This window comes from Simplicispira lacusdiani (assembly GCF_003604195.1).
In the GTDB taxonomy this organism is placed as follows: Bacteria; Pseudomonadota; Gammaproteobacteria; order Burkholderiales; family Burkholderiaceae_C; genus Simplicispira; species Simplicispira lacusdiani.
Genome location: NZ_QXGR01000005.1, coordinates 248270 through 262243, shown reverse-complemented (window position 1 = coordinate 262243; position 13974 = coordinate 248270). Strand labels below are relative to the sequence as shown.

At 63.4% G+C, this 13974-nt stretch carries 15 protein-coding genes and 1 tRNA gene; all 16 read left to right on the top strand.

The genetic code is table 11. From position 1 onward, the window contains the following. Nucleotides 1-78 precede the first annotated feature (78 nt). The 16 genes from D8S75_RS09120 to nuoL all read left to right on the top strand — a co-directional run bounded on the left by D8S75_RS09120 (nt 79) and on the right by nuoL (nt 13970). The gene (locus D8S75_RS09120) at nt 79-1065 is read left to right on the top strand and encodes an NAD(P)H-quinone oxidoreductase (RefSeq protein WP_119966021.1); all 987 of its coding nucleotides are present in this window, start codon (nt 79-81) and stop codon (nt 1063-1065) included. 2 nt (nt 1066-1067) lie between these two features. Further along, nucleotides 1068-1814, top strand: a complete 747-nt coding sequence (gene tpiA, locus D8S75_RS09115; RefSeq protein WP_119966020.1) for a triose-phosphate isomerase — start codon at nt 1068-1070, stop codon at nt 1812-1814. Nucleotides 1815-1855: 41 nt separating this feature from the next. Beyond that, nucleotides 1856-2263 (top strand): preprotein translocase subunit SecG, encoded by a 408-nt coding sequence (gene secG, locus D8S75_RS09110; protein WP_119966018.1) that lies wholly within the window; start codon nt 1856-1858, stop codon nt 2261-2263. Nucleotides 2264-2375: 112 nt separating this feature from the next. Beyond that, nucleotides 2376-2460, top strand: a tRNA-Leu gene (locus D8S75_RS09105). 77 nt (nt 2461-2537) lie between these two features. Then, nucleotides 2538-2897 (top strand): NADH-quinone oxidoreductase subunit A, encoded by a 360-nt coding sequence (locus tag D8S75_RS09100; RefSeq protein ID WP_119966016.1) that lies wholly within the window; start codon nt 2538-2540, stop codon nt 2895-2897. A gap of 24 nt (nt 2898-2921) precedes the next feature. Further along, nucleotides 2922-3401: a NuoB/complex I 20 kDa subunit family protein gene (locus D8S75_RS09095; protein ID WP_005793239.1), complete on the top strand. Its 480-nt coding sequence runs from the start codon at nt 2922-2924 to the stop codon at nt 3399-3401. Between the two features lie 10 nt (nt 3402-3411). After that, nucleotides 3412-4020, top strand: a complete 609-nt coding sequence (locus D8S75_RS09090; RefSeq protein ID WP_119966014.1) for an NADH-quinone oxidoreductase subunit C — start codon at nt 3412-3414, stop codon at nt 4018-4020. Nucleotides 4021-4045: 25 nt separating this feature from the next. Continuing rightward, nucleotides 4046-5299 carry an NADH-quinone oxidoreductase subunit D gene (locus D8S75_RS09085; RefSeq protein ID WP_119966012.1) on the top strand — a complete coding sequence of 418 codons (1254 nt, stop codon included), beginning with the start codon at nt 4046-4048 and terminating at the stop codon, nt 5297-5299. Continuing rightward, nucleotides 5296-5787, top strand: a complete 492-nt coding sequence (nuoE, locus tag D8S75_RS09080; protein WP_119966011.1) for an NADH-quinone oxidoreductase subunit NuoE — start codon at nt 5296-5298, stop codon at nt 5785-5787. Before D8S75_RS09085 ends, nuoE begins: the two co-directional genes overlap by 4 nt. Then, entirely contained in the window at nt 5784-7139 is a 1356-nt protein-coding gene (nuoF, locus tag D8S75_RS09075; protein WP_119966009.1) for an NADH-quinone oxidoreductase subunit NuoF, read from the top strand. Before nuoE ends, nuoF begins: the two co-directional genes overlap by 4 nt. 15 nt (nt 7140-7154) lie before the next feature. After that, nucleotides 7155-9293 carry an NADH-quinone oxidoreductase subunit NuoG gene (nuoG, locus tag D8S75_RS09070; RefSeq protein ID WP_119966007.1) on the top strand — a complete coding sequence of 713 codons (2139 nt, stop codon included), beginning with the start codon at nt 7155-7157 and terminating at the stop codon, nt 9291-9293. Continuing rightward, complete coding sequence (gene nuoH, locus D8S75_RS09065) at nt 9290-10366, top strand: NADH-quinone oxidoreductase subunit NuoH (RefSeq protein ID WP_119966005.1); 1077 nt, start codon at nt 9290-9292, stop codon at nt 10364-10366. Before nuoG ends, nuoH begins: the two co-directional genes overlap by 4 nt. Before the next feature lie 15 nt (nt 10367-10381). Beyond that, complete coding sequence (nuoI, locus tag D8S75_RS09060; protein ID WP_119966003.1) at nt 10382-10891, top strand: NADH-quinone oxidoreductase subunit NuoI; 510 nt, start codon at nt 10382-10384, stop codon at nt 10889-10891. Between the two features lie 44 nt (nt 10892-10935). Beyond that, nucleotides 10936-11604: an NADH-quinone oxidoreductase subunit J gene (locus D8S75_RS09055; RefSeq protein WP_119966002.1), complete on the top strand. Its 669-nt coding sequence runs from the start codon at nt 10936-10938 to the stop codon at nt 11602-11604. Continuing rightward, on the top strand, nt 11601-11909 hold the full coding sequence (nuoK, locus tag D8S75_RS09050) for an NADH-quinone oxidoreductase subunit NuoK (RefSeq protein WP_119966000.1): 309 nt from the start codon (nt 11601-11603) through the stop codon (nt 11907-11909). The genes D8S75_RS09055 and nuoK overlap by 4 nt, the downstream gene beginning before the upstream one ends. A 27-nt stretch (nt 11910-11936) precedes the next feature. After that, the gene (gene nuoL / locus D8S75_RS09045; RefSeq protein WP_119965999.1) at nt 11937-13970 is read left to right on the top strand and encodes an NADH-quinone oxidoreductase subunit L; all 2034 of its coding nucleotides are present in this window, start codon (nt 11937-11939) and stop codon (nt 13968-13970) included. The last annotated feature ends 4 nt before the right edge of the window (nt 13971-13974 follow it).

The following is a 13974-nucleotide window of genomic DNA, read 5'->3' as shown; positions in this document are numbered from 1 at the left end:
GATTTAATAGCTTCTGGCGCTTATCTAGTAGGCGCTAGAAGCCGAAATCATGCAAATTCCTTGATTCTCATCCCAATCATGCGTGCAGTAGAAATCACCGCGTTCGGCGCCCCCGAGGTGCTGCGCCTGGGCGAGCGGCCGCAACCCGTCGCCGGTGCCGGCGAGGTGCTGATCCGCGTCAGTGCCAGCGGCATCAACCGCCCGGACGTGGTGCAGCGCAAGGGCCACTACGCACCGCCTCCAGGGGCTTCCGACCTGCCGGGCCTGGAGGTCGCCGGGGTAGTGCAGGGCGGCGACGCGGAGGCCATGGCATCGGCCGGCCTGCGCGTGGGTGACCGTGTCTGTGCGCTGATGGCGGGCGGAGGCTATGCCGAATGGTGCGTGGCACCGGTAGAGCAGTGCCTGCCGGTGCCGCAGGGCCTGAGCGACATCGAGGCCGCCTCGCTGCCCGAGACCTTCTTTACCGTCTGGAGCAACGTTTTCGACCGCGGGCGCCTGCAACCTGGCGAAACCTTGCTGGTGCAGGGGGGCAGCAGCGGCATCGGCGTCACCGCCATCCAGTTGGGCCGTGCCTTTGGCGCCACGGTCATCGTCACGGCAGGTAGCGATGAAAAATGCGCCGCCTGCCTGGCCCTGGGCGCGCACCATGCCATCAACTACAACACACAGGACTTCGCCGCCGAGGCGCGCCGCCTCACGGATGGCAAGGGTGTCGACGTGGTGCTGGACATGGTGGCGGGCAGCTACGTGGCGCGCGAGGTCGAGTGTCTCGCCGAGGATGGGCGCCTGGTCATCATCGCGGTGCAGGGCGGTTTGCAGAGCGAATTCAACGCCGGGCTGGTGCTGCGTCGGCGCCTGACGATCACGGGCTCCACGTTGCGGCCGCGCTCGGTGGCGTTCAAGGGCGCCATCGCGCAGGCCTTGCGCGAGCATGTCTGGCCGCTGTTGGCGTCGGGCGCGGTGCGCCCGGTGATTCACAGCACTTTCGCCGCCGCCGATGCCGCGCAGGCCCATGCGCTGATGGAATCGAACCGGCATACGGGCAAGATTGTTTTGACGTGGTAACCATGAACAAGAAACTCATTGCAGGCAACTGGAAGATGAACGGCAGCCTGGCTGCCAACGAGGCGCTGGTGCGCGCGCTGGTGGCGGGCCTGGGCGCGCAGCCGGCCTGCGACGTGGCCGTGGCCGTGCCCGCGCCCTACCTGGCACAGGTGCAGGCCCTGGCGGCGGGCTCGCCGCTGGCCGTCGGCGCGCAGGATGTGTCGCAGCACGAATCGGGCGCCTACACGGGCGAGGTCTCGGCGGCCATGCTGCGTGAATTCGGCGTGCGCTATGTGCTGGTGGGGCATTCCGAGCGCCGCCAGTACCATGGCGAAACCGATGTGCATGTGGCCGTGAAGACCCAGCGCGCGCTGGCGGCGGGCATCACGCCCATCGTCTGCGTGGGTGAAACGCTGGCCGAGCGCGAGGCGGGCCAGACCGAGGCCGTGGTGCGGCGCCAGCTGGCCGCGGTGATCCATCTCAACGGCCACTGCATCAGTGAAGTGGTCGTGGCTTATGAGCCGGTCTGGGCGATCGGCACCGGCAAGACAGCCTCGCCCGAGCAGGCGCAGCAGGTGCATGCCGTGCTGCGCGCGCAACTGGCAGCCGCAAGCCCGCGCGCATCGAGCATCCGCCTGCTCTACGGCGGCAGCATGAACGCGGCCAATGCCGCGCAGCTGCTGGCGCAGCCGGATATCGATGGCGGCCTGGTGGGTGGAGCCTCGCTCAAGGTCGCTGACTTTCAACAAATCATCGCAGTAGCCCAGTAAAAACGGGCGCTGTCAGCTATAAATTTAGGAGTATTGGAAGAATGAGCATGCTTGCGAACGTGATTTTGACGGTGCAGATCCTGGCCGCTCTGGGAATGATTGGCCTGATCCTGGTCCAGCACGGCAAGGGCGCCGACATGGGCGCGGCCTTCGGTAGCGGAAGCTCCGGCAGCCTGTTCGGCGCCAGCGGCAGCGCCAACTTCCTCTCGCGCACCACGGCCATTCTGGCGGCGGTGTTTTTCGTCTGCACGCTGGCGCTGGCCTACTTCGGCAATGTCCGTCCGGCCAGTTCGGGCAGCGTGCTGGAGGGGCCGGCGGCAGTGGCACCCGCGCCCGCACCCGAAACGGGTTCCGCCGCTGCGATCCCGGGTACCGCTGCGCCCGCTGCGGCAGCCATACCAGCGCCCGCTCAGGGGGCATCTGGTGCGGGTCAAATTCCTGCAAAATAAAAGCATATTAAATCTGCATCCGGAGTCCGTAACAGGGTTTTTCCGGAGTAGAATCATGGTCTGTCTGGGAAGCCAAAGCCATCCGGTTCCTCATGCCACCCAGACAAGACAAGCCGTCGTGGTGAAATTGGTAGACACGCTATCTTGAGGGGGTAGTGGCGAAAGCTGTGCGAGTTCGAGTCTCGCCGACGGCACCAAACACAAACAAGCCTGTCCGCATGTTCCGTACTGCGGTCATGACGGGCGAGGCACCAGCGGTGAGCGCATCCACAAGATGAACCTCGATCAATATCTCCCCGTCCTCTTGTTCATCTTGGTCGGTATCGGGGTGGGTATCGTACCCCTGGCGCTAGGTTACATCCTGGGCCCCAATCGCCCCGACGCGGCAAAAAATTCCCCCTACGAGTGTGGCTTCGAAGCCTTCGAAGACGCGCGCATGAAATTCGATGTGCGCTACTACCTCGTTGCCATTCTGTTCATTCTTTTCGATCTTGAAATCGCCTTCCTGTTTCCTTGGGCCGTGGCGCTCCAGGACGTGGGGATGACCGGCTTCGTGGCCGTGGTGATTTTCCTGGCCGTTCTGGTCGTGGGTTTTGCCTACGAATGGAAAAAGGGCGCCCTGGATTGGGAATGAGCGGCTTGAACGAGGATTGACGCAATGATTGAAGGCGTGATGAAGGAAGGCTTCATCACCACGAGCTATGACTCCGTGGTGAACTGGGCCAAGACGGGTTCGCTGTGGCCCATGACCTTTGGCTTGGCCTGCTGTGCCGTCGAGATGATGCATGCGGCCGCTGCGCGCTACGACATCGGCCGCTTCGGCGCCGAAGTGTTCCGCGCCAGCCCGCGCCAGTCCGATCTGATGATCGTGGCCGGCACCCTGTGCAACAAAATGGCGCCCGCGCTGCGCAAGGTCTACGACCAGATGAGCGAGCCGCGCTGGGTGCTCTCCATGGGCTCGTGCGCCAACGGCGGTGGTTATTACCACTACAGCTATTCCGTCGTGCGCGGTTGCGATCGCATCGTGCCCGTGGATGTGTATGTGCCGGGCTGCCCGCCCACGGCCGAGGCGCTGATCTACGGCATCATCCAGCTGCAGCAGAAGATCCGCCGCACCAACACCATCGCGCGTGCCTGAAGGGGTTTCCATGACATCTGTTGCCATCCACCCCGAAAAACTCAAGGACGTTATCGCGCAGGCGCTGGGCGACAAGGCGCGCGAAGTGCGTGTGGCCCTGGGTGAAGTGACCGTGGTCGTGCATGCTGCGAGTTACATCGAGGCCATGCGGACCCTGCGCGACGCGCCGGCTTGCCGCTTCGAGCAGCTCATCGATCTTTGCGGTATGGACTATTCCGCCTACGGCGATCGCGTGCCCGAGGGGCCGCGCTACGGCGTGGTTTCACATCTGCTGTCCGTCAGCCTGAACCAGCGCGTGCGCGTCAAGGTGTTCTGCCCGGAAGATGATTTCCCGATGGTGGCTTCGGTCGCCGATCTCTGGAACTCGGCGGCCTGGTTCGAACGCGAGGCCTTCGACCTGTATGGCATCGTCTTCGACGGCCACAACGACCTGCGCCGCATCCTGACCGACTACGGCTTCATCGGCCATCCGTTCCGCAAGGATTTCCCGCTGTCGGGCCATGTCGAGATGCGCTACGACGCGCAGCAGCGCCGTGTGGTCTATGAGCCCGTCAGCATCGAGCCGCGCGAGAACACGCCGCGCATCATCCGCGAAGACAACTACGGAGGCCTGCACTGAGGCGCGGCGCCTTTTGCGGTGAACCATGGCTGAAATCAAGAACTATTCCCTGAACTTCGGGCCGCAGCACCCCGCAGCCCACGGCGTGCTGCGTCTCGTGCTGGAGCTCGATGGCGAGGTCGTGCAGCGCGCTGATCCGCACATCGGTCTGCTGCATCGCGCCACCGAGAAGCTGGCCGAGCACAAGACCTTCATCCAGTCGCTGCCTTACATGGACCGTCTCGACTACGTGTCCATGATGTGCAACGAGCACGCCTACTGCCTGGCCATTGAGAAGCTCCTGGGCATTGATGTGCCGGTGCGCGCGCAGTACATCCGCGTGATGTTCTCCGAAATCACGCGCCTGCTGAACCACCTGATGTGGCTGGGTTCGCACGGCAACGACTGCGGCAGCTCGACCATCCTGATCTACACCTTCCGCGAGCGCGAAGACCTCTTTGACATGTACGAAGCCGTGTCCGGCGCGCGCATGCATGCGGCCTACTTCCGTCCCGGCGGCGTGTACCGCGATCTGCCCGATTCCATGCCGCAGTACAAGGCGAGCAAGGTGCGCAACGCCAAGTCGCTGGAGCAACGCAACGAGAACCGCAAGGGCTCGCTGCTCGATTTCATTGACGACTTCACGAAGCGCTTCCCCGGCCTTGTGGACGAGTACGAGACCCTGCTGACCGACAATCGCATCTGGAAGCAGCGTACCGTGGGCATCGGCGTGGTGACGCCCGAGCGCGCCCTGAACCTCGGCATGACCGGCCCGATGCTGCGTGGCTCCGGTATCGCCTGGGACCTGCGCAAGACCCAGCCCTACGACGTCTACGACCGCATGGATTTCGACATCCCTGTCGGCAAGACGGGCGACTGCTACGACCGCTATCTCGTGCGCGTGCAGGAGATGCGCGAATCCAACCGCATCATCAAACAGTGCGTCGATTGGCTGCGCGCTAATCCGGGTCCCGTCATCACCGACAACCACAAGGTGGCTCCCCCGGATCGCCAGTCCATGAAGACCAACATGGAAGAGCTGATCCACCACTTCAAGCTGTTCACCGAGGGCTTCCATGTACCCGAGGGCGAAGCCTACGCAGCGGTGGAGCATCCCAAGGGCGAGTTCGGCATCTACCTCGTGAGCGACGGCGCCAACAAGCCCTACCGCCTGAAGATCCGTGCCCCGGGGTTCGCCCACTTGGCCACGCTGGACGAAATGGCCCGGGGCCACATGCTGGCCGACGTGGTCGCCATCATCGGCACCATGGATATCGTGTTCGGAGAGATTGACCGATGATTTCTGAAGCGACCAAGGCGCGCTTTGCGCGCGAAGTGGCCAAGTACCCGGCCGAACAGAAACAGTCCGCCGTCATGGCCTGCCTCGCCATCGTGCAGCAGGAACAGGGTTATGTGAGCGAGGCCAGCGAAGCGGGCATCGCCGAATACCTCGGCATGCCGCAGATCGCCGTCCATGAAGTGACGACCTTCTACAACATGTACAACCAGCACCCGGTGGGCAAGTACAAGCTGGCTGTTTGCACCAACCTTCCGTGCCAATTGCGCGGTGGCAACGAGGCGCTGCACCACCTGGAAAAGAAGCTGGGCATCCACATGGGCGAAACCACGGCGGACGGCATGTTCACCCTGCAGCAGTGCGAGTGCCTCGGCGCTTGCGCCGACGCACCGGCCATGCTGGTGAGTGACCGCCACATGTGCAGCTTCATGGACAACGACAAGCTTGACCAGTTGGTTGACGGCTTGCGCGCCGCGGAGGGCCAGCAATGACCACTGCCGCACAAGTTTTGGCGCAATTCCAGGCCACGGGTGTTCAAACCTGTTTCCATGACCGCCATATCAACCCGCAAATCTACGCAGATCTGAACGGCAGCAACTGGAGCCTCAAGGACTACGAAGCACGTGGCGGCTACCAAGCGCTCCGTCAAATCCTGGGCAAGGATGGCGGCGAAGGGTTGACGCAAGACCAGGTCATCGCCACGGTGAAGGAGTCCGGGCTGCGCGGCCGTGGTGGTGCGGGCTTTCCCACGGGTCTGAAGTGGAGCTTCATGCCGCGCCAGTTCCCGGGCCAGAAGCACCTGGTGTGTAACTCGGATGAAGGCGAGCCGGGCACCTGCAAGGACCGCGACATCCTGATGTACAACCCGCACATCGTCATCGAAGGCATGATCATTGCCGCGTATGCGATGGGTATCTCGCTGGGCTACAACTACATCCACGGCGAAATTTTTCAGGTGTACGAGCGTTTCGAGGCCGCGCTGGAAGAGGCACGCGCCGCAGGCTACCTGGGCGACAGCATCATGGGCAGCACGTTCAGCTTCCAGCTGCACGCCCACCACGGCTTCGGTGCCTACATCTGCGGTGAGGAAACCGCGCTGCTCGAATCGCTGGAAGGCAAGAAGGGCCAACCGCGCTTCAAGCCGCCGTTCCCGGCCAGCTTCGGTCTGTACGGCAAGCCCACCACCATCAATAACACCGAGACCTTTGCCGCGGTGCCGTGGATCATCCGCAATGGCGGCGCGGCCTACCTGGCCTGCGGCAAGCCGAACAATGGCGGCACCAAGATCTTCTCGGTCAGCGGTGACGTCGAGCGCCCCGGCAACTACGAAATCCCGCTGGGCACGCCGTTCTCGAAACTGCTTGAATTGGCGGGTGGCGTGCGCACGGGCCGGCAACTCAAGGCCGTGATTCCCGGTGGTTCGTCCTCGCCGGTGCTGCCAGCATCGGTGATCATGGAATGCACCATGGACTACGACTCGATCGCCAAGGCCGGCTCCATGCTGGGTTCTGGCGCAGTGATCGTCATGGACGACAGCCGCTGCATGGTCGAATCGCTAAAGCGCCTTTCGTATTTCTACATGCACGAATCCTGCGGGCAGTGCACGCCTTGCCGCGAAGGCACGGGCTGGCTCTGGCGCCTGGTCGACCGCATCCAGCGCGGCGACGGCCGTCCGGCCGACATGGACCTGCTCGACAACGTGGCCAGCAACATCATGGGTCGCACGATCTGCGCCCTGGGCGACGCGGCTGCCATGCCGGTGCGCGCCATGCTCAAGCACTACCGGCACGAATTCGACGCGATGATCCGCAAACCGAACCCCCAGGCCGCAACTTCCGCCTGATCGCGAGAAAAGCATATGGTTGAAATTGAACTTGACGGCCAGAAAGTGGAAGTTGCCGCCGGCAGCATGGTGATGCATGCCGCCGAGAAGGCCGGCACCTACATTCCGCATTTCTGCTACCACAAGAAGCTTTCCATTGCCGCCAGCTGCCGCATGTGCCTGGTGGAAGTCGAAAAGGCTCCCAAGCCCATGCCTGCCTGCGCCACGCCCGTGACGCAGGGCATGGTGGTGCGCACCAAGAGCGACAAGGCCATCCAGGCCCAGAAGTCGGTCATGGAGTTCCTGCTCATCAACCACCCACTCGATTGCCCGATCTGCGATCAGGGTGGCGAATGCCAGCTGCAGGATTTGGCGGTCGGTTATGGCGCGTCGTCGTCGCGCTACGAGGAAGAGAAGCGCGTCGTGCCGCACAAGGATGTCGGTCCGCTGATCTCCATGCAGGAAATGTCCCGCTGCATCCACTGCACCCGCTGTGTGCGCTTCGGCCAGGAAGTGGCTGGCGTCATGGAGCTGGGCATGATCCACCGCGGCGAGCATGCCGAGATCACCACGGTCACGGGCGACACTGTCGATTCCGAGCTGTCGGGCAACATGATCGATATCTGCCCGGTCGGCGCACTCACCAGCAAGCCGTTCCGCTACAGCGCCCGCACCTGGGAGCTGTCGCGCCGCAAGTCCGTCAGCCCGCACGACTCCACGGGTTCCAACCTCATCGTGCAGGTCAAGAACCACAAGGTCATGCGCGTCCTGCCGTTCGAGAACGAGGACATCAACGAATGCTGGATCGCCGACCGCGACCGTTTCTCCTATGAGGCGCTGGGCAGTGAAGAGCGTTTGCAGCGCCCCATGCTCAAGCAGGGTGGCCAGTGGATCGAAGTGGACTGGCAGACCGCCCTTGAGTACGTGGTCAACGGCTTGCAGTGCCTCAAGAAGGAAAAGGGCGCCAGCAGCATCGGCGCACTGGTGAGTCCGCACAGCACGCTCGAAGAGTTATACCTGGCCGGCGAGTTGGTACGCGGTCTGGGCAGCGGCAGCATCGACTACCGTCTGCGCAATGCCGAGTTCGAAGCTTCGGCTGGCGTGCGCTGGCTGGGCCGTTCCATCGCTTCGCTGTCCACGCTGCAGTCCGCGCTCGTCGTGGGCTCCAATCTGCGCAAGGACCATCCGCTGTTCGCCCAGCGCATCCGCCAGGCGGCGCGCAAGGGCTGCACGGTCACGGCCATCGATGCGGTTGTGCGCGACTGGGCCATGCCCGTGGCGCACACGCTGGTGGCCGCGCCCGGCGCATGGACGCAGGCCCTGGCCGACGTGGCAGCGGCCATCGCCCAGGAGAAGGGCGTTGCCGCCCCCGTGGCTTCCGGCCAGGCAGGCAATGAAACGGCGCGCGCCATCGCCGCCGCGCTGCTTTCGGGTGAACACAAGGCCGTGCTGCTCGGCAATGCCGCCGCGCACCATGCGCAGGCGTCCAGCCTGCTGGCACTGGCGAACTGGATTGCCGCGCAGACCGGCGCCAGCGTGGGCTACCTCACCGAAGCCGCCAACACCGTGGGCGCGCAGTGGGTGAAGGCTGTTCCAGGCCAGGGCGGGCTGAATGCCGCACAGATGCTGGCGGGCGGCCTCAAGGGCGTGATCCTGCTGAACAACGAACCGGTGTTCGACAGCGCCGCCGGCGCCAAGGTTGTCGAGGCCCTGGCGCAGGCCGAGATGGTCGTGACGCTGAGCCCGTTCAAGACCAACATGGAGTTCAGCGATGTGCTGCTGCCCATCGCGCCGTTCACCGAGACCTCGGGCAGCTTCGTCAACGCCGAAGGGCGCCTGCAGAGCTTCCACGCCGTCGTGCGTCCGCTGGGCGAAACCCGCCCCGCCTGGAAGGTGCTGCGCGTGCTCGCCAACCTGCTCGATCTGCCCGGTTTCGATTTCGAGACCTCGCAGGATGTCCTGGCCAAGGCCACGGGAACCCTGGCTGGCCAAGCGCAGTCCGTGCCCGGAGAATTGCTCGACAACACCACGCAGGCCGCCCTGCAGGCCGCGCCTTCCGGCGCAGCCGATCCGGTGGTGGCTTCGATCTACCAGCTCGATGGCCTGGTGCGCCGCGCCACATCCCTGCAACTGACCGCCGATGCCCGTCTGGCACGTGAAGGAGCTGCGGCATGATCGACGCGATCTACAACTTCGGCCTGAACCTGCTTGCGCAGGGCTGGTGGACGGGCGCCGCCTGGCCCGTGATCTGGAACCTCATCAAGATCGTGGTCGTGCTGCTGCCGCTGATGGGCGCGGTGGCCTACATCACGCTGTGGGAGCGCAAGCTCCTGGGCTTCATGCAGGTGCGCCACGGCCCCAACCGCGTGGGCCCGCTGGGCCTGCTGCAGCCGATCGCCGACGCGCTCAAGCTGCTGACCAAGGAAATCATCCAGCCCTCGGCTGCGGCCAAGGGTCTGTTCGTCCTCGGTCCGGTGATGGCGATCATGCCGGCGCTGGCCGCCTGGGTGGCGATCCCCTTCGGCCCCGAGCTGGCGCTGACGAACGTCAACGCCGGTCTGCTGCTGGTCATGGCCATCACCTCCATCGAGGTTTATGGCGTGATCATCGCGGGCTGGGCCTCGAACTCCAAGTATGCGTTCCTCGGCGCGTTGCGCGCCTCTGCGCAGATGGTGAGCTATGAAATCGCCATGGGCTTCTGCTTCCTGGTGGTCATCATGGTCACGGGCAGCATGAACCTGACAGAAATCGTGCTGAGCCAGACGCGTGGCACAGGCGCCAACATGGGTCTGCCGTTCCTGTCCTGGAACTGGCTGCCGCTGCTGCCCATCTGCGTGGTCTACATGATTTCGGCCGTGGCCGAGACCAACCGCCACCCCTTCGACGTGGTCGAAGGTGAAGCGGAAATCGTGGCCGGCCACATGGTCGAGTACTCGGGCATGGGTTTCGCCATCTTCTTCCTGGCCGAATACGCCAGCATGTGGCTGGTGTCCATCCTGGCGGTGCTGATGTTCTTTGGCGGCTGGCAGGCCCCCGTCGCTGCGCTGGATTTCATTCCGGGCTGGATCTGGCTGGGCATCAAGACCTTCGTGATGATCTCCATGTTCATCTGGATCCGGGCCACCTTCCCCCGGTTCCGCTATGACCAGATCATGCGCCTGGGCTGGAAGATCTTCATTCCCGTCACCCTGGTGTGGCTGCTCATTGTCGGGGGCTGGTTGCTCTCGCCGTGGAATATCTGGAAATAAAGCGGGGACATACGAATGGCTGCCGTTGCTGCTGCATCTTTCTCCCTTCGGGACTTTTTCAAGAGTTTCCTGCTGGTCGAGCTCGTCAAGGGCATGGCCCTGACGGGACGCTATGCCCTGCGCCGCAAGGTCACGGTGCAATTCCCGGAGGAGAAGACTCCCCTGTCGCCGCGTTTCCGCGGTCTGCATGCCCTGCGCCGTTATGACAACGGCGAGGAGCGCTGTATCGCCTGCAAGCTGTGCGAGGCCGTGTGCCCGGCCATGGCGATCACCATCGAGTCCGACGTGCGCGACGATGGCTCGCGCCGCACCACGCGCTACGACATCGACCTGACCAAGTGCATCTTCTGCGGTTTCTGCGAGGAGAGCTGCCCGGTGGACTCCATCGTCGAGACGCAGATCTTCGAATACCACGGTGAAAAGCGCGGCGACCTGTATTTCACCAAGGACATGCTGCTGGCCGTGGGTGACCGCTACGAAGGCGAAATCGCCGCCGCCAAGGCAGCGGACGCCAAGTACCGCTGAAGCGCCGCGCATCCTCAAGCCAGACCTCTACAAAGAACCGATTCATGGACGCCAAGACTGGTTTTTTCTATCTGTTCTCGGTCGTGCTGCTGTACGCAGCCTTCCGGGTGATCTCAGCGCGCAACCCGGTGCATGCCGTGCTGCACCTGATCCTTGCGTTCTCGCAGGCCTCAGGTTTGTGGTTCCTGCTCAAGGCGGAGTTCCTGGCGATCGCGCTGGTGCTCGTGTACCTCGGGGCCGTGATGGTGCTGTTCCTGTTCGTGGTGATGATGCTCGACATTGATGTCGAGGGCATGCGCCAGGGCTTCTGGCGCCACTTCCCGTTGGCCGCCACCATTGGCGCCTTGATCGCCTTTGAGATGGCCGTCGTGCTCATGGGTGGCTTCCGTGGTGTCGAGGAGCCCAAGGCCGTGGCCGCCGCGGTGAATGCCGCCGGGCAGGCGGTCGCGCTCTCCAATACCAAGGCACTGGGCCTGCTCATGTATACGCGCTATCTCTATCCCGTGGAGATCGCGGCCGTGATCCTGCTGGTGGCGATGATCGCCGCCATCGCCCTGACCCTGCGCAGCCGCAAGGACACCAAGGCCATCAATCCGGCCATCCAGGTCCGCGTGCGCGCCGCCGACCGGATGCACATCGTGAAAATGGCCGCGACACAACAAGCGCCCGAGGCCAGCGCAGACGAGCCAGCAGTCGAGGAGAAAAAAGCATGACGCCAACGCTGGGCCACTTCCTGACGCTCGGGGCAATGTTGTTTGCCCTGGCCGTCGTCGGGATCTTCCTGAACCGCAAGAACCTCATCGTCCTGCTGATGGCCATCGAACTGATGCTGCTGGCCGTCAACATGAATTTCGTTGCTTTCTCGCATTACCTGGGTGACATGCACGGGCAGGTGTTCGTGTTCTTCATCCTGACGGTGGCCGCGGCCGAATCGGCCATCGGTCTGGCCATCCTGGTGCTGCTGTTCCGCAACAAGTCCAACATCGACGCGGAATCCCTCGACACCCTCCAGGGTTGAGTCTCCGGACATGCAAGGTTCGCAACAATGAGTCAAACCCTCTCTGCTTCAACGCTTCTGGCCGTTCCGCTGGCGCCGCTGGCGGGTGCCGTGCTGGCCGGTATCTTTGGCACGACCTTCGGTGGCAACTGGATCGGCCGCCGCCTGAGCCATACCCTCACCATCCTGGGCGTTTTCGTGGCCTTCGTCCTGTCGGCCATGACGCTCAAGAGCGTCGCGCTCGACGGTGCGCGTTTCAACGAAACCATCTACACCTGGATGGTCGTGGGCGGCCTGAAAATGGAAGTGGGCTTCCTGATCGACAGCCTGACCGCCATGATGATGTGCGTGGTGACCTTCGTGTCGCTGATGGTGCACATCTACACCATCGGCTACATGGAGGAGGACGACGGCTACAACCGCTTCTTCGCGTACATCTCGCTGTTCACCTTCTCCATGCTCATACTGGTCATGAGCAATAACCTGCTGCAGCTCTTCTTCGGATGGGAAGCCGTGGGTCTGGTGTCCTACCTGCTGATCGGTTTCTGGTTCAACAAGCCCACGGCCATTTTCGCCAACATGAAGGCGTTCCTGGTCAACCGCGTCGGTGACTTCGGCTTCATTCTCGGCATCGGCCTGATCGTGGCCTACACCGGCACGCTGAACTACGGCGAAGTGTTCGCCAAGGCGGGCGAGCTGGGCACCATCGGCTTCCCCTGGTACGTGATGGGCCAGGACATGATGCTCATCACCGTGATCTGCGTCTGCCTGTTCATCGGCGCCATGGGCAAGTCGGCCCAGTTCCCGCTGCACGTCTGGCTGCCCGACTCGATGGAAGGCCCCACGCCCATCTCCGCGCTGATCCACGCCGCCACCATGGTGACGGCCGGCATCTTCATGGTGGCGCGCATGTCGCCGCTGTTCGAGTTGTCCGACGCAGCGCTGAACTTCATCCTCATCATCGGCTCCATCACGGCCCTGTTCATGGGTTTCCTGGGCATCATCCAGAACGACATCAAGCGTGTGGTGGCCTATTCCACGTTGTCGCAGCTGGGTTACATGACCGTGGCGCTCGGCGCTTCGGCCTATTCCGTGGCCGTCTTCCACCTGATGACCCACGCCTTCTTCAAGGCCCTGCTGTTCCTCGGCGCCGGTTCGGTCATCATGGGCATGCACCACAACCAGGACATCCGCTGGATGGGCGGCGTGCGCAAGTACATGCCCATCACCTGGATCACCTCGCTGCTGGGCTCCCTGGCGTTGATCGGCACGCCGCTGTTCTCGGGCTTTTACTCCAAGGACAGCATCATCGAGGCCGTGCACTTCAGCCACCTGCCGGCGGCCGGCTTCGCGCACTTCGCCGTGCTGGCCGGTGTGTTCGTCACGGCCTTCTATTCGTTCCGCATGTATTTCCTGGTCTTCCATGGCAAGGAGCGCTACGACCAGAACCCGGATGCGCACCACCATGACGACCATGGTCACGGCCATGACGACCACCACGAACCGCACGAGTCGCCCTGGGTCGTCACGGTGCCGCTGGTGCTGCTGGCCGTGCCTTCGGTGGTCATCGGTTTCATGACCATCCAGCCCATGCTGTTTGGCGACTTCTTCAAGGGCGTGATCTACGTCGATGCCGCGCGCCACCCGGCCATGGCGCAACTGGCCTCCATGTTCCATGGTTCCGTGGGCATGGCCCTGCATGGCCTGCAGACGGCGCCGTTCTGGCTCGCGGTCGCTGGCGTGGCCCTGTCGTACTACATGTACATGGTGAATCCCGCGCTGCCCGCGGCGATCAAGCGCACGTTCCAGCCGGTCCATACCTTGCTGGAGAACAAGTACTACCTCGACTGGATCAACGAGAACATCCTGGCGCGCGGCGCCCGTGCCTTGGGCGTCGGCCTGTGGAAGGGTGGCGACCAGGCCGTGATCGATGGCGCACTGGTCAACGGTTCCTGGAAGATCGTGGGCTGGGTCGCGGGTGTGGTGCGCCGGGTGCAGACGGGCTTCGTCTTCCACTACGCGCTGGTGATGATCCTGGGCATCTTCGTGCTCATGACGTATTTCGTCGTGCTCAACAAGTAGTAGG

Bases quoted from the DNA above. Each gene is read 5' to 3' on its own strand.
- nuoI (WP_119966003.1), top strand. From the start codon at position 10,382: ATGGCTGCCGTTGCTGCTGCATCTTTCTCCCTTCGGGACTTTTTCAAG.
- D8S75_RS09090 (WP_119966014.1), top strand. From the start codon at position 3,412: ATGACATCTGTTGCCATCCACCCCGAAAAACTCAAGGACGTTATCGCG.
- nuoL (WP_119965999.1), top strand. From the start codon at position 11,937: ATGAGTCAAACCCTCTCTGCTTCAACGCTTCTGGCCGTTCCGCTGGCG.
- D8S75_RS09085 (WP_119966012.1), top strand. From the start codon at position 4,046: ATGGCTGAAATCAAGAACTATTCCCTGAACTTCGGGCCGCAGCACCCC.
- nuoF (WP_119966009.1), top strand. From the start codon at position 5,784: ATGACCACTGCCGCACAAGTTTTGGCGCAATTCCAGGCCACGGGTGTT.
- nuoE (WP_119966011.1), top strand. From the start codon at position 5,296: ATGATTTCTGAAGCGACCAAGGCGCGCTTTGCGCGCGAAGTGGCCAAG.
- D8S75_RS09095 (WP_005793239.1), top strand. From the start codon at position 2,922: ATGATTGAAGGCGTGATGAAGGAAGGCTTCATCACCACGAGCTATGAC.
- secG (WP_119966018.1), top strand. From the start codon at position 1,856: ATGAGCATGCTTGCGAACGTGATTTTGACGGTGCAGATCCTGGCCGCT.
- D8S75_RS09055 (WP_119966002.1), top strand. From the start codon at position 10,936: ATGGACGCCAAGACTGGTTTTTTCTATCTGTTCTCGGTCGTGCTGCTG.
- nuoH (WP_119966005.1), top strand. From the start codon at position 9,290: ATGATCGACGCGATCTACAACTTCGGCCTGAACCTGCTTGCGCAGGGC.
- nuoK (WP_119966000.1), top strand. From the start codon at position 11,601: ATGACGCCAACGCTGGGCCACTTCCTGACGCTCGGGGCAATGTTGTTT.
- D8S75_RS09120 (WP_119966021.1), top strand. From the start codon at position 79: ATGCGTGCAGTAGAAATCACCGCGTTCGGCGCCCCCGAGGTGCTGCGC.
- tpiA (WP_119966020.1), top strand. From the start codon at position 1,068: ATGAACAAGAAACTCATTGCAGGCAACTGGAAGATGAACGGCAGCCTG.
- D8S75_RS09100 (WP_119966016.1), top strand. From the start codon at position 2,538: ATGAACCTCGATCAATATCTCCCCGTCCTCTTGTTCATCTTGGTCGGT.
- nuoG (WP_119966007.1), top strand. From the start codon at position 7,155: ATGGTTGAAATTGAACTTGACGGCCAGAAAGTGGAAGTTGCCGCCGGC.